Origin of the sequence: Pseudomonas sp. BF-R-19 (assembly GCF_019956445.1) — a bacterium.
Taxonomy (GTDB): Bacteria; Pseudomonadota; Gammaproteobacteria; order Pseudomonadales; family Pseudomonadaceae; genus Aquipseudomonas; species Aquipseudomonas fluorescens_BH.
This window is the reverse complement of record NZ_JAHBDN010000038.1, coordinates 52,705-67,849: the sequence shown is the minus strand read 5'-3', so window position 1 is coordinate 67,849 and position 15,145 is coordinate 52,705. Positions and strand designations below refer to the sequence as shown.

The 15,145-nt window shown below is 61.9% G+C and carries 11 protein-coding genes; 10 read left to right on the top strand and 1 reads right to left on the bottom strand.

Annotation, left to right across the window (positions count from 1 at the left end):
• Window positions 1–116: 116 nt before the first annotated feature.
• A complete protein-coding gene (locus tag KGB28_RS08125) occupies window positions 117–1,862 on the bottom strand; it encodes an FAD-dependent oxidoreductase (RefSeq protein WP_223444043.1) in 1,746 nt (581 codons plus the stop codon).
• Window positions 1,863–2,202: 340 nt separating this feature from the next.
• Here KGB28_RS08125 and KGB28_RS08120 point away from each other — a divergent pair, with 340 nt between their 5' ends.
• The 10 genes from KGB28_RS08120 to KGB28_RS08075 all read left to right on the top strand — a co-directional run bounded on the left by KGB28_RS08120 (window position 2,203) and on the right by KGB28_RS08075 (window position 15,046).
• A complete protein-coding gene (locus KGB28_RS08120; RefSeq protein WP_223444041.1) occupies window positions 2,203–3,846 on the top strand; it encodes a DUF1302 domain-containing protein in 1,644 nt (547 codons plus the stop codon).
• Window positions 3,847–3,917: 71 nt separating this feature from the next.
• Window positions 3,918–5,267 carry a DUF1329 domain-containing protein gene (locus KGB28_RS08115; protein WP_223444039.1) on the top strand — a complete coding sequence of 450 codons (1,350 nt, stop codon included), beginning with the start codon at window positions 3,918–3,920 and terminating at the stop codon, window positions 5,265–5,267.
• A gap of 323 nt (window positions 5,268–5,590) precedes the next feature.
• Entirely contained in the window at window positions 5,591–6,703 is a 1,113-nt protein-coding gene (locus tag KGB28_RS08110) for a WD40/YVTN/BNR-like repeat-containing protein (RefSeq protein ID WP_223444037.1), read from the top strand.
• A 57-nt stretch (window positions 6,704–6,760) separates the two neighbouring features.
• Window positions 6,761–9,286 carry an efflux RND transporter permease subunit gene (locus KGB28_RS08105; RefSeq protein WP_223444036.1) on the top strand — a complete coding sequence of 842 codons (2,526 nt, stop codon included), beginning with the start codon at window positions 6,761–6,763 and terminating at the stop codon, window positions 9,284–9,286.
• Window positions 9,287–9,366: 80 nt separating this feature from the next.
• A complete protein-coding gene (locus KGB28_RS08100) occupies window positions 9,367–10,140 on the top strand; it encodes an SDR family NAD(P)-dependent oxidoreductase (protein ID WP_223444035.1) in 774 nt (257 codons plus the stop codon).
• A 12-nt stretch (window positions 10,141–10,152) separates the two neighbouring features.
• Entirely contained in the window at window positions 10,153–10,338 is a 186-nt protein-coding gene (locus KGB28_RS08095; RefSeq protein WP_223444034.1) for a hypothetical protein, read from the top strand.
• Window positions 10,339–10,596: 258 nt separating this feature from the next.
• Window positions 10,597–11,841 (top strand): helix-turn-helix transcriptional regulator, encoded by a 1,245-nt coding sequence (locus KGB28_RS08090; RefSeq protein WP_223444033.1) that lies wholly within the window; start codon window positions 10,597–10,599, stop codon window positions 11,839–11,841.
• Between the two features lie 321 nt (window positions 11,842–12,162).
• Window positions 12,163–13,014, top strand: a complete 852-nt coding sequence (locus KGB28_RS08085) for an alpha/beta fold hydrolase (protein ID WP_223444032.1) — start codon at window positions 12,163–12,165, stop codon at window positions 13,012–13,014.
• Window positions 13,015–13,085: 71 nt separating this feature from the next.
• Complete coding sequence (locus KGB28_RS08080; RefSeq protein ID WP_317853295.1) at window positions 13,086–14,117, top strand: ferredoxin--NADP reductase; 1,032 nt, start codon at window positions 13,086–13,088, stop codon at window positions 14,115–14,117.
• A gap of 41 nt (window positions 14,118–14,158) precedes the next feature.
• Window positions 14,159–15,046, top strand: a complete 888-nt coding sequence (locus KGB28_RS08075; RefSeq protein ID WP_223444031.1) for a VOC family protein — start codon at window positions 14,159–14,161, stop codon at window positions 15,044–15,046.
• Window positions 15,047–15,145: the final 99 nt, after the last annotated feature.

Genomic DNA, 15,145 nt, shown 5'->3' with positions numbered 1-15,145 from the left:
GTGGGCTCCTTCTTTGAGTCGTGGATGGGTCGACTGCGAGGTATCTGGTACTTGTTGCCCATGCCGGACTCATTTTTCATGAGCCCCGGCCTGGGTGTCATGCCGCAAACGCAGTACTAGACGCGGGCCACAGACGGCGTGGCGGCTGCAAGCTGCGTGGAGCGGGCAATGTGGTTGGCCGCGCGGTAGCCGAATGTGAGAGCGGGGCCGAGTGTGCCGCCCGCGCCGGGGTAGGAGTCCGCCGTCACCGCGCCCGAGGCGTTGCCGATGGCGTAGAGGCCGGGGATCGGACGACCCTCTACGTCCAGTACGTTGGCGTCGCGATCGACTTTCAGGCCGCCCTTGGTGCCGAGGTCGCCGAGGTCGACGCGAATGGCGTAATAGGGCGCCCGGTCGAGCGCGCCCAAGCTCGGATTCGGCTGGTGCCGGGGGTCGCAGTAGAAGCGGTCGAAGCTGTGGTGACCGCGATTGAAATCGAGGTCGACGCCGGTCTTGGTGTAATCGTTGAAGACCGACACTGTATCTTCCAGGGTGGCGGGGTCGATAGCGATCTTGAGGGCCAGTTCGCCAATGGAACCGGCGCGGTAGAGCACACTGTCCCACCACTCGGGAGGCAGGCTTGCGTCCGGCATGATCGAGCCGGGCATGATCCGGCCGAGGATGTTCTTCTTGCGATAGTTGGCATCGAAGATGAACCAGCAGGGTGTGTTTGCGCCGGTGCTGGCGCCGTCCTTGATCATCGCGTGGCCGAAGTCGTTATAGGACATGGCCTCGTTGGCGAAGCGCCTGCCCTGGCGATTGACGCAGAGGCTGTGGGCATAGCTGCGTTCGATGAAAAGCGCGCTGCGCATGTTCACGTTCGGTGTGTCCGCCGCCGGGATGCGTACGGTCGGCGCCCACCAGGCTTCGTGGAGGAACTCGGTGTCCGCGCCGATGTTCTGGCCGGCAATCAGCGCATCGCCGGTGTTGTTGTGCATGGGCGTCACGCTCCACTCCACCCGTGTCTGGACCGGCAGGTGGGCGGTGCGCAGCGGCTGGCTCTGTTCGAAACCGCCGGATGCGACGATCACCGCCTGGTTGGCAAGGATGCGGTACTCGTTGCAGTCCTGGCTGACGACCGCTCCCTGGACGACACCATTCTCGACAATGAAATGCTCCAGGCGGGTGTTGAGCAGCAGCTCAACCCCGCGTTCCTGCAGACCGATGCGCAGACCGGCGATGAGGGCGCTGCCCATGGTGACGCGTCGGTCACGGCGGGTCTTCAGGCGCCAGCCGATGTCCGACCAGTAGTTCCAGATCAGCGAGAAGATCTTGCGCTTCCAGCCCGTGGCGCGGGCGCCCAGCAATTGGCCGTCGTAGTAGTCCAGAGCGATGCGACCGAACAGTTTGGCGCCCATGTCGGCTTCACGCAGGGCGAAGAAGTCATCTCCCAGCACTCCGGCATCCACCGGCTCGACGAACATGGTGCGGCCGTTGTCCGAGGCGCCCGGCAGGTGCTGACAGTAATCGGCGTAGCCGGTGACGGCGTTGTACTTCACCCCGATCTGCTGGCGCATGTACTCGACCATTTCCGGTGCCGAGTCGAGATAGGCACGAAGCTTCCCTTCCGGGACCCGGCCCTTGGTGCAGGCCCTGAAGTAGGTCAGCGCCTGTTCGTAGTTGTCCAGCCCCTGGATTCCTGAGTTGTTGGGGATCCAGATGCCGCCCCCGGACAACGCGGAGGTACCGCCGTAGCGATCACTCTTCTCAATGACGATGACCTTCAGTCCGAGGTCATGGGCACGGTTGGCGGCGAGCAGGGCGCCCGCCCCGGAACCGACCACCAGGACCGCGCAGTGCTTGTCCTCGACGAATGCATTCATGGCATGCGATCTCCGTTGTCACGCGCCAGCGGGGGCGCTTTCCTGTTCTGGGGAGCGAAGGCCGCCGCCGGTTTTCGGTGGCGCTGCTTCGATGCACATAGGTTGATCGCGATGCCGCTACGTAATCATCAACCGTATGCAGTAGATGAGCTCATTCGTTGAGCACGATGCAGACATGAGGGGAGAATTTATTTTATTGGCTACTGCAAACGGTTGATGTTGGCGCTGGGTCGTTGTGTTGAAACTGGCTCCGAAGTCGCGGCCCGGGGAACCGGCCAGGGCTGTCATCAGGACAAGTTGAACAAAAAACAAAACCAGACTTGGACTTGCGGAGCACAACATGCACAAGACAGAGAAGGCTGCGACCCATGGTGGTCGCAGGCTATTGGCGCCGATGCTGTTGCTCGGTGCAGTGGCCAGCCCCTTGGCCCATGCCATATCCATCGATACCGGCAATCCCGACCTGCAGATCAACTGGACCACGGACTTGCGTCTTGGGCTTGGGTGGCGCGCGGAGTCGATCGACTCGCATATCGGCGACGATCCCACCAACCAACAGTCTGATTACTCCACCCACAGCGGCGATATGTGGAAGCGTCGCCTCGATGTGCTGACCGAGATGGACGTCATCTACAAGGGCGATTATGGCGTTCGCGTCAGTGCCACGGGTTGGTACGACAACGCTTACGACGATCATGACCTGAAGGGCAATCCCGACCTGCCAGGGATCTCCGCTTACGCCGATGGCAAGCTTTCGCGGCAGGCGCAGCGATACTACAACGGCCCGTCTGGCGAGATTCTCGACGCATTCGTGTTCGGTACCTTCAATCTGGGCAGCATCCCTGTGTCGGTGAAGGCAGGCCAGTACGCGCTGATTTGGGGTGTATCCCAGGTCAATGGCAGTGACGCGATTTCCTGGAGCCAGCAGCCGGCCAACTTCCAGAAGGGTGCGGAAATCCCCGGAGCTTCGCCGAAGGAACTGGCTTTGCCGCTGCCGCAGCTGTCTTTCCAGAGCCAACTGAGTGACACGGTCTCCCTGTCCGGCTACTACCATCTGGATTGGAAGCCGAACCGGCAGAGCGAAGGCGGTACCTTCCTGGGCGGACCAGACTTTTTGTATGACGACGATGGCCGGATTTTTGTGGCTTCCGTGCCCGGCTTCGGCAATATCTACATCAACCAGGGCAACATCATCGAACCTGATGACAAGCAGAAGGGCAATTTTGGCATGCAGTTGAGCCTGAGCCCGGACTGGTACGGCGGCACCGTCGGTCTGGTGTATCGCCACCTGGATGAGATGCAGCCGTGGCCGGTCAATTTCGCGGTTGACCCGAGCGAAATCACTGGCCTGCGCTTCCACCAGGTGTACAACCGTGGTGTCGACCTTTTCGGCGCCTTCACCAACTTCAGTTGGCAGGACATCAGCTGGGGGGCAGAGGTTTCCTATCGCCGTGGCACTGCGCTGGATAGCACCGGGGGGCCGCTGCCAGATGGCAGCCTCGACGGTGCGACCGGCAATACCTGGCATGCCCTGTTCAATACCCAGGCGTCGATGCCGGTGTTGCCGCTGTACGACACCGGGGTCGTGGTTGCGGAACTCTCCTACACCTATCTGGACAAGGTGACACACAATAAAGCTGTGTTCAGCGAGTGTGCCGACGACCTGGACGGCCCTGGCTGCGGCAGTCGCGACGCCAGCAGCTTCTCGTTGATCCTGCTGCCAACCTGGTTGCAGGTACTGCCCGGCGTCGACCTGACCGGCAACCTGACCTTGGCCGGCTACGGCCTGCATGGCAATTCACCGGTCCCGACGGGGTCTGCGCAGCGCGCGTATGCCTGGTCGACCGGCGTCACTGCCGACATCAACATGCGGTACAAGGTTGGCCTCCTCTACTCGGATGCCGGAGATGCCGAAGAGCGCCTCGGTGCGATGGGCAGTACGGACCGCGGTCGTATCACCCTGACTTTCCAAACCAGTCTGTAAGGTCCTTGCGCCCCGACGGGGCGGGAGGGGTTGCGCGTGCTCGTGGGGGCGCGCCCAAAGAGGAGAAAAAGATGAAAATCAGTCAAGTCGCCTTGTCATTTGCGTTGTCCCTGCCGCTGTCGATGTCTGCTCTGGCCACTGTTTCCACCGAGGAAGCCGCGCAGCTCGGTGGTGACAAACTGACCGGTATCGGCGCCGAGCGGGCGGGAAGTGCCGATGGCAGCATTCCGGCCTGGACGCCGAACTGGAAGGGGCCGAACATGCCCCAGGAGGGCGGGATCTACCCCGATCCCTTTCCCGGCGAAAAACCGCAGTACAGCATCAGCGCGGCCAACATGGCGCAGTATGCGGACAAGCTCAGCGAAGGCACCAAAGCTCTGCTCTCCCGCTGGCCGGACTTCAAGGTCGAGGTCTATAAGAGTCATCGGGTAGTCGACTTCCCCGATTGGCTGAAGGCAGACACCGCCAAAAACGCCACCCGCGTGCAGAACACGAGCGACGGTTCCGATCTGAACGGCGCCATGGGGGGCTATCCGTTCCCGATTCCCAAGAGCGGCGCCGAGGTGATCTGGAATCACAATCTGCGCTACTACGGACCGGCCTATCGCTCCACGTTCTCGGGTTATCTGATCGACTCGTCGGGTAATCGCATCATGACCCATGAGTTGGAGAACTATACGGAGTCGCCTTATCACGAGCGCCCGGATGAACCGGCCCAGTACTTCCAGCGTCGTCTGAGCACCTATATCGGTCCGCCGCGCAGCGTGGGTGAAAAGTCGCTCAACTATATGGTGACGAACTTCAAGAAGGATGGGCGCAACAAGAACTGGATCTACAACCAGGGGCAGCGTCGTGTGCGCCTGACTCCGGACTTCGGCTACGACATCCCGATGGCCATGGCCGGCGGGGCGTATTTTTTCGACGAGCTCGGGATGTGGGAGGGGCAACTGGACCGCTTCGATTTCAAGCTGGTTGGCAAGAAAGAGATGCTGGTTCCGTACAACAACTACAAGTTCATCATGCATAGCTCGCCCGAGCAGGCCTATGGCAAGCAGTTTGCCAACCCTGATCTGGTTCGCTGGGAACCCCATCGTGTCTGGGTAGTAGAGGCGACGCTGAAGCCGGGAATGCGCCATGCACAGAGCAAGAAGGTGTTCTACGTGGATGAGGACAGCTGGTCGATCGTTCTCTACGAGGGCTACGACCAGGCCGGGAAGATGATGCGTTCCGCCCAGGGCCTCCTGACCTACGACTGGAATACCAAGTCCGTGCCTAACACGCCCATGATCATCTACGATCTGGGAAAGGGGCAGTACGGCAGCTCCATGCATCTGGCGGGTAGTACTGGTTACGTTCGTATTCCGCGTTGGCCCAACAGCAAGATGACACCGGATTCCATGGCGGGCAGCGGCATTCGTTGAATGCGCGGTGGCATCGACATCCGGTGCCACACCCCGTCACCTTCTCAGCGACACCGGCCGGTGTCGCTTTTTTATGTGCGCCGCCTGGCCGGGCTCATCGTATCTACCCGTATCGCGGGCCTGCGCCTGGACGGTCTTTCCAGTTTCCATGCGCCCGGTTGACCAATACGCGTTTTTTTTCAAGGCCTACTACAGATGGGGCATGCCGGGCAGCAGGTTTTTCCCGAGACTGAAGTCATGCCTGACCGGGCTGTCGCCGGGTCAAAGGGCAAAGCAGCAAGCTGAACAATAACAACAGCAGACTTGATCTTGCGGAGAACAACATGTGTGCAATGAGGACTGCCTTTGCCAGTTCGGCTATCACCTCAACTGGCCTGAAGCTGGCGTCAGGGGCAATGCTGGCACTGGCATTATCCCTGTCCGCGCTCTCCGTAACCGCCAAGAGCTTCGTCGATCCCCTTGATCAGCCGGCCAGTACGGTGCTCCAGGCCGCGCACAAGCCCCTGCGGGATATCGTCAATACCGGCAAGCGCCTGATCGCGGTCGGCGACAACGGGCTGATCATTTTTTCCGACGACCAGGCAAGCACTTGGCGCCAGGCGCAGGTCCCGGTCAGCGTCGACTTCAATGCGGTGCATTTCGCCGACGAGCAGCACGGCTGGGCGGTCGGCCACGGCGCAGTCATCCTCCACAGCAGCGACGGCGGCGAGACCTGGACGAAGCAGCTCGACGGGCGCCAGCTCGAGACCCTGGTTGTCGATTACTTCAAGAACAAGTCGGGCCTGGAGCCTGCGCAAGCCGAAAGCTACCTGTCCGCAATCCTCTCCATGAGCCGGCCGGGACCCGGCCAGTTCTTCATGGGCGTGTGGTTCGACGAGTCTGGCAACAATGGCTTTGCCGTCGGCCCCTTTGGTCTGATCGTCGGCAGCCACGATGGCGGCAAGACCTGGCAGCCCTGGAATACCCGGATCGACAACAACGACCTGCTGCACCTGACCGCCATCGGCGAGGTGGGCGGGCGACTGTTCATCACCGGCGAGCGTGGTCATGTCTGGAGCCTGGAACCCGGCACGGGTCGCTTCAGCGCTCTGCAGACAGGTTACGAGGGCACCCTGTTCGGTATCACCGGTGGTCAGGGGGCGCTGTTGGCCTATGGGCTGCGCGGCCATGTGTTCCGCAGTGCCGATGAGGGGCACACCTGGTCCCCGGTGAAGAGTGATTTAACTACCGGGGTGGTCGCCGGTGCCGCCCTGTCAGGTCGAGGAGTGGTGCTGATCAGCCAGTCCGCACAGGTGGCCATGAGCCGCGATCAAGGGGGCACTTTCACGCCACTCGACATCCAGCGCCCAAGCCTGTTTTCCGGGGTGGTGGGGGTGTCCGACCACCAGTTGGCACTGGTCGGCCTGAATGGCGTCACCACCATGAATCTCAAGTAGAGCCGGGCCGGAAGGGGAGCTCGTGCTCAATCGGGCCTGACTCAGAGGAAAGACAAAATGGCCAATTCCCAGGATAACAATGCGACACCGGTAATGCAGGATCGCGCTCAGTTCGATGTCCGCTCCGGAAATTTCATCGAGCGACTGATCTTCAACAATCGCCTGTTCTTCGTGTTGCTGTGTTTCATTCTCACGGTGCTGCTGGGCTACAAGGCCACCGACCTGCGCATCAACGCGAGCTTCGAGCGAATGATGCCGAGCTCCCATGAGTTCATCCGCAACTACCTGAACAACAAGATAGACCTCGCGGCATTGGGCAACTCCGTACGCGTCATGGTGGAGAACCCGCGCGGGACCATCTATGACCCCGCCTACCTGCAGGCGCTCCAGGAAATCAACGACAAGATCAACCTGGCGCCCGGGGTTGATCGCGCCTGGATGCGTTCGCTGTGGATGCCGGCGGTACGCTGGAACGAGGTCACCGAGGTTGGCATGGAAGGCGGCCCGGTCATGCCTAACGACTACGACGGTTCGCCTGAGCAGCTGCAGCAGCTGCAGGCGAACGTGTTGCGTGGCAACCTGATCGGCGACCTGGTGTCCCTGGACATGCGCTCCTCGGTAATCCAGGTGCCATTGATAGACAAGGATCCGGTCACCGGTGCCGCGTTTGACTACCGGCAGTTCGCGACCTTCCTGGAGAAAGAGATTCGTGGGCAGTACGAGGTGCCCGGTGCCGATGGCCAGCCCAAGGTGCGCGTCCATATCATCGGCTTCGCCAAACTGGTGGGCGACCTGATCGACGGACTGACGCTGGTCATGGGCTTCTTCGCCGCCTCAGCCGTGATCGTGGCGCTGATCATCTTTGGCTACACCCACTGCCTGCGCAGCACATTGCTGCTGCTGATGGCTTCGCTCAGCAGCGTGGTCTGGCTGCTCGGTCTGATGCAGCTGCTGGGTTACCAGATCGATCCTTACTCCATCCTGGTACCGTTCCTGATCTTCGCTATCGGTATGTCCCATGGCGCCCAGAAGATGAACGGAATCATGCAGGACATCGGCCGTGGCACCGACAAGTACGTGGCCGCCCGCTATACCTTCCGCCGCCTGTTCATCGCCGGGCTGTCGGCTCTGCTGGCCAACGTCTTCGGCTTCGCCGTCCTGATGGTGATCGACATCCCGGTGATCCGCGACCTGGCCATTACCACTAGCATCGGAGTCTGCGTGCTGATTTTCACGCAGCTGATCATGGTGCCGGTGATGCTCTCCTACCTGGGCGTCAGCCAGTCGGCGGCACGGCGCAGCGTACGCAACGAAGTCGAGGGCGCGCGAGCAGGCAGTGGCCGGTTCTTCGAAGCCATCGGCACGCGGCTGGTGAAATGCACCAGACCGGGACATGCCCATGTGCTGGTGCTGCTGTCGCTGCTGGTGGGTATCGGCGCTTATCAGGTGCGTTCCGGGCTGCAGATCGGCGATCTGGATGCCGGGGCACCGGAGCTTCGTCCCGAGTCTCGTTACAACCGTGACGTGGCGTTCTTCAACCAGAGTTTTGGCCGCTCCACCGATCAGTTCGCCGTGATCGTCAAGACCAGGCCGGGCGGCTGCTCCACCTTCGAGACCCTGACCGAGCTCGACCGCCTCGCCCAGATGTTGCGCGACGTACCCGGCGTGCAGTCGGTCGCCAGCCTGGCCAGTTCCGTGCGCTTCATCAATGCCAGCTACGGCGAGGCGAACCCGAAGTGGATGAGCATCCCGCGCCAGGATGAAGTGGCGGCACAGGCCTCACAGATCGCATCCGTGCAATCGCCGGAGCTGGCCAACTTCAGCTGTTCTGTATCGCCGGTCATCGCCTATCTGTCCGACCACCGCGCCGGGACGCTGCAGGGCGTGGTGGACGCCGTAAAAACCTTTGCAGAGAAACACAACAGCGACGACCGCCAGTTCCTGCTGGCGGCGGGTCCTGCAGGCATCGAAGCCGCGACCAATCAGGTCGTTGCCGATGCCAGCCTGACGGTACTGCTGTTGCTCTACGCTTCGGTGGTGCTGCTCTGCCTGATCGCTTTCCGCAGCTGGCGCGCTGTGCTGGTGGCGCTGATACCGCTGATCATCACTTCGCTGCTGTGCGAAGCACTCATGGTGGTAATGGGGATCGGTGTGAAGATCGCGACCTTGCCGGTCATTGCCCTGGGGGTGGGCGCCGGCGTGGATTATGCCCTCTACCTGATCAGCGTGCAGCTGACCCTGCAACGGCGCGGTGCGAGTCTGGAAGAGGCCTATGCCGGCGCCCTGCGCTTTACTGGCAAGGTAGTCGCACTGGTCGGTTTGACACTGGCGACCGGTGTGCTGACCTGGGTGTTCTCGCCGATCAAGTTCCAGGCCGACATGGGCATCCTGCTGACCTTCATGTTTCTCTGGAACATGCTCGGGGTTCTCGTGCTGACTCCGGCGCTGTCGTACTTCCTGCTGCGTGGTGAGACTCGCCAGCCGGCGGTCGACAAGGTTGCAGAGCAGGCCTTAGCTGACGCGGAACGATCCGCACAGTCCCTCAAGGAAGCGGGGCGTCAGTCGGCCTTGACCGGCCGCTAGCAAGACGTTTCGCAACCGGTGGGCGATGTCGCTCCCCGGGCAAAGTCAACAATGACAATAATGACAATAAGGTACCTGTTATGACCCTTGCATCTCGCTTCCAGAACAAGAACATCATCGTTACCGGCGGTGCGTCCGGCATTGGCCGGGCGACCGTGATCCGCCTGGTGTCCGAAGGGGGCACGGTGCTTGCCGTTGACCTCGACGAGGCCGGCCTGCAGGAAACCCTGGCGCAGGCCAATGCGCTGGAGAAGGGTGGCCGGGCGTTCGCGGCAAGGCTGTCGATCACCGACGAACAGGCGGTGCGCAGCACGGTGCAGAACTTCGCCCAGGAACACGGCAGTCTGGATGTGCTGGTCAACATGGCGGGGGTGCTGTGCTCCACGCATACCACCGACACCTCCTTCGAAGACTTCATGCGGGTCGTCCAGACCAACCTGGGCGGTACCTTCCTCTTCTGCCGTGAAGCCTTGCCCTTCCTGCTGGAAAGCAAGGGCAACATCGTCAACGCGGCCTCCACCTCGGCCTTCTTCGGCCATGCCTACATGGCCGCCTATTCGGCCAGCAAGGGCGGTGTGGCAGCGCTGACCCAGGCGCTCGCGCGCGAGTACATCAAGCGTGGTGTACGCGTTAACGCCGTGGCGCCGGGCGGGATTGCCACGCCTATGGTGGCGGCTCAGGCGCAGAGCTTCCCGCCCGGAGCCGATCTCTCCCTGTACATGCACCTGACTCGCCCGGATCGAAAACTGGGTGAGCCTCAGGAGGTGGCGGGTGCGATTGCCATGCTGGCGTCTGCCGACGGCGCTTTCGTCAATGGGGCGATCCTGCGAATCGATGGCGGCACTCACGGTTGATGGGGGTGCAGCATGGCAGTCGCAATCTCGCCATTCTCGCCCCTGAGCAATCGCCGCCGCGACCAATATGGCGGCAGCACCGAGGGCCGCAGTCGCTTCCCGGTCATGGTCCTGCGCAGGGTCAAGGATGCAGTCGGCGGCCGCCTCGCCGTGGGTTGCAAGGGCAGCCGCCAGGCAGGTGATCGACGAGGGCTTTGAGCTGATCGCCTTGGCCAGGGCCCTCATTCATGATCCCGCCTTCGTCAACAAGCTGGCCAGTGGTGAGCTGACTCAGTCCGGTTGCACCAGTTGCAATCGTTGCATCATGGGTATCTATGACCCCCAACGGAGTGCGCTGTGTGCTGAACGCACCGAATGACCCGACCCTGGCGAGGCGACCAGCGGCAGATTGACCATAGGATCAGTTAGGCGTAAATAATTTCAAACTAACAAAAAAAATAACAGGAGGTTAATGAGATGCATGCCGTGAAAATGCCTCGTGCAGGCGCAAGCTCCAGACTCAACCTGATTGAAATTTTGAACACTCTTCCCTCTACCATACCCCGCCCGGAGCTGGCCGCGCTGACGGCCGAGGACCTGGCTGTCGAAGCCGCGCTCGGGACTGTCGACCAGAGTCGCATGATCCTCTCGATCTACCAGGGGGTACTGGGTCGAGAGCCCTGGCGCGAAACGACCCAGCACCTGGGCGCCTATATGTCGTCCACTGCGATCATGGTGATTCGGCCATCTTCCAGCACGGATCTTGGCTTTCTGGTCTGCCATCCCCGCCATCCGGAAATCGAGCATGCCTATCGTGCCCATTTCTGGACTCAGGATCCGTTTCTCGAGATACCCATCGATCAGGTGCTCACTATCGATGAGCACCTCGGGGCGGACAATTGGCTTTCCTCGGAGTTCTATCAGCGCATCATCGGCGAGGGCGGAGCGCGTTACGGTCTGGGCATCAACATAGTCTCCGAGAATGGCACCTTGTGCCGTATCCGCCTGTACCGCCTGCCCGAGCAACCCGCGTTCACCCAGGTGGACAAGGATCGCCTGCGCGAGCTGGTTGCTCATTTCCGGAAGGCGTTGAGCCTGGCGGCCCGGCTCGAGTGCCAAGCGACGCAGAGCGAGTTGTACGAAGGGGCACTGGACCGGCTGCACATTGGTGCGATCGTGCTCGACGAGAATCAAAAGGTGCTGCGCTGCAACCATGTCGCCCAGTCGCTGCTCAATGACAGCGATGGCCTGAAGCGGGCGGGAAATGGTGTGGAAGCCTACTACCGCAACGAGCGCAGCATGCTCCAGGAACTCATCAACTCGGCGGGCCCGGCGGCGCAGGTGATGTCCATCTCCCGGGCTTCCGGCAAACGCAAGCTGGGGCTGGTGGTCAGGAGCATCCCCCTGCGCGAGGGGTCCGAAGGCAAATGTCGCCCGGCCTGGATGATCTTCGTCTGCGACCCGGATGCACAAACCACGGCGCCGCGTGAAATCATGCGCCAGGTGTTCGAGTTCACCCCCGCCGAAGCGAACCTGGCGATGGAGCTGGCCAACGGGCTGTCGCTGGACGAGGCGGCAGAGTTGCTGGGTATCCGGCGTAACACCGCGCGCACGCACCTGCGCGCGATCTTCGCCAAGGCCGGGGTGACTCGGCAGGCGGAGCTGGTCAGGCTGGTGCTCAATGGGGTGATCTGCCTTTCGACTCCCAGCCCGGCGGGCTAGCGGGTAGACGGGGGCGGCACGGCGTCAACTTCGGCCCGCGCCCGCCTGCATACAACCACTTGCAACATCGGCAAGGATGCGGTGCGCGCTGACGCGCACCGCTGCCGTGACCAACCCCTTCATCTCGTAAATCCCGTCCCCGAGGTTATCGGCCAGCAGGGCTTCCCTGTCCGGTTGGCAGCCGCCGTCGATGAACTGCTCCTGGCATTGCCCGGTGGCTTTTCGCAGCGAACTAAATTTGAACGTCTACTGCATGCGGATCATGCGGAGCGCGCGGTTGCCGCAGCATAGTCAGGCCATATCAACATGTGGAGAACGGTTATGTCCTTGCAACCAGAAACTTCTCGATCGCCGATTCCGGTGGGCCATTTCATCGAGGTGGGTGATGCCTATCGCCTGCATTGTCACGAAGTTGGCCAGGCCTCGGCGGAGCGCCCGACGCTGGTCTTCCTGCACGGCAGTGGTCCAGGCGCGAGCGGTTACAGCAACTTCCACCTGAATTTCCCGTTCTTCGCCGAACAGGGCTTTCATGTGCTGATCCCGGATTACCTGGGTTACGGGCTTTCGGACAAGCCGCAAGACATCCACTACACCTCCACCTTGCAAGTGGAGTTGCTGCACGAGCTGCTGAGCAAGAAGAACGTGACCCGTGCGGTGCTGATCGGCAACTCCATGGGGGGTGCCATCGCCTTCCAGTACGGCCTGACCTACCCGCAGCAGATCAGCAAACTCGTGGTGATGGGCCCGGGCGGGGTCGAGGAGCCTGCATTATGGGCCGCCCAGATGAGCGGGCTGCGCTGCATGGGCGCCTTGATCCAGGGGCACAAGACCGATCGCGAGTCCTTTCGTGAGCTGCTGCATCACATAGTCGCCTCGCCACAGACGATCACCGAGGACGTAATCGATTCGCGCCTGCCGATCTGGCTCGAACAGCCCCTGGCGGTGTACGCCACGATGAAGGTCGGGGTGTTCACCGAGCGCCTGTCCGAGCTGAAGATGCCAGTGCTGTGCCTGTGGGGGCAGAAGGACAACTTCCTGCCGGTGCGCCATGCCCTGATCGTCGCGGAGCAGGTCGAGGATGTGCGGGTGGTGATCTCCGGCCACTCCGGGCACTGGTTCATGCTCGAGGAACCGGACTACTTCAACCGGGAAGTGCTGGATTTCCTCGGCTGAGTCAGGGGTGCTCGCCAGTCGGGGAGCACGTGATGGAGCTCGGCTCCGTTGCTAGCGCAAGAGTTGAAGTTATGTCGACGTCCCTTTATCTCCGACTCCAGGTGACCGAGGTCATCGAGGAAACGCACGATAGCAAGTCGATCGTGTTTGCCTCTCCCGTGGAACCGCGGGCATTCGCTTACAAGCCGGGCCAGTTCTTGACTCTGCGCATCCCTGTCCAGGGGCAGAGCGTCGCACGATGCTATTCGCTGGCTAGTGCGCCGGCGGTGGACGCTGCACTGAAGGTCACCATCAAGCGTGTACGCGATGGTCTGGGTTCCAACTGGATCTGCGACAACCTGCACGCCGGCGACGTCTTGGAAGTATTGCCGCCAGCCGGGGTGTTCTGTCCGGCTTCTCTGGATGTCGATTTCCTGCTGTTCGCCGGCGGCAGCGGCATCACGCCGGTGATGTCGATTATCAAGTCCTGCCTGCACCAGGGCAGCGGTCAGGTTTACCTGTTCTACGCCAACCGCGATGAGCGCTCGGTGATCTTCCGTGATGAGTTGCAGCAACTGGGGCGTGCTTACCCGCAACGCCTCACGGTCATGCACTGGCTGGAGTCAGTTCAGGGGTTGCCGACAGCGGCGCAGCTGGCCGGCGTCTGCCACGGGCGCCTGGATGCGCACGCCTTCGTCTGTGGCCCCGGCCCCTTCATGGATGCCGTGGAGCAGACGCTGCTTGACCTGAACGTGGAGCGCAGCCGGATTCATGTCGAGCGTTTTGTTTCGCTGAGCAGCGACCCTGGCGTCCTGGCCGATGCCCCTGCAGCGGCAGCCGACGGCCCATGGGTTGAACTCATGGCGCAGCTCGACGGCGAGCATCACGTGCTGCCCTGGAGCCCGGATGTCGATCTGCTGGATGCCTTGCTCGGGGCGGGGGTCGGTGCGCCCTTTTCCTGTCGCGAGGGGCGCTGCAGTGCCTGCATGTGCCGGGTGGCGGAGGGCGAGGTGAGCATGCGTAGCAACGAGGTGCTGAGTGCCGTCGATCTGGCCGAGGGCTGGGTGCTGGCCTGCCAGGCTCGACCACTGAGCGACAAGGTCTCGGTCAGCTTCGACGGCTGACGTTTGGGTGAAAAACAAGAAACATCATTAGGGAGAGGCTCATGAGCATCAATCAATTCGCTTACGCGGTAGTCGAGTCCACTGATATCGAAAAGTGGCGCTTCTTTGGCAGCCAGATTATCGGCCTGGCCGAAGAGTCGGGCGAGGACGGCGCGCTGTATCTGAAGGCCGATGGTCGCCGCTATCGCATCCTGGTGGTGCCGGGGGCGAGGGACGGCCTTTATGCAGCGGGCTGGGAGACTGCCTCCGAGGAGCAGTATCTCGCGTCGAGAGAGTCGCTCGTCAGGGCGGGTGTGGAGATCGTCGAGTCGACACCGTTGGATCGACATCTTCGTTGCGTCACCGGGATGTTTTCCTTCGTGGACCCGTCCGGGAATCGGCAAGAGGTGACCTGGGGACCGATCTCGGACTTCGCGCCCTTCGTTTCGCCGGTCGGCGTCGAGCGTTTCGTCACCGGTCCCATGGGGATGGGGCACGTGGTGCTGCCGTCGATGAAGTTCGAAGAAACGAAGCAGTTCTGGACCGACGTCTGCGGATTCCAGCTGTCCGACATGCTGCATGTCCAGCTCTCGCCAGAGTACCGGGCGCGCATCCACTTCCTGCACTGCAACCCACGCCAACACAGCCTGGCGTTGGCCGAGATGCCCCAGCCCAGTGGCTGCGTGCACATCATGATGGAGGTGCCTGGGCTCGATGATGTGGGTCGCGCGCTGGACCGCATCGCCCGGCACAAGGTCCCGCTGGCGGCCACGCTTGGACGCCACGTCAACGACGATATGGTTTCGTTCTACGTCTGGACACCGGGCGGCTTCGCCCTGGAGTTCGGCTGCGGCGGCATGGTCGTGGACTGGGAGAACGATCACACGGTTTTCGAAACGACCCGTGGCAGCCATTGGGGACACCAGTGGGCCGCTCCGCCGGCCTCGTGATTTAGCGCTACCTACTCCTGATGCAGGGCGCGCCGGGGGCCTTTTGTTGTGGAACATGAGCCTGTGGCCACCCTTGCGCCAAAGCGGGATTCACTACTT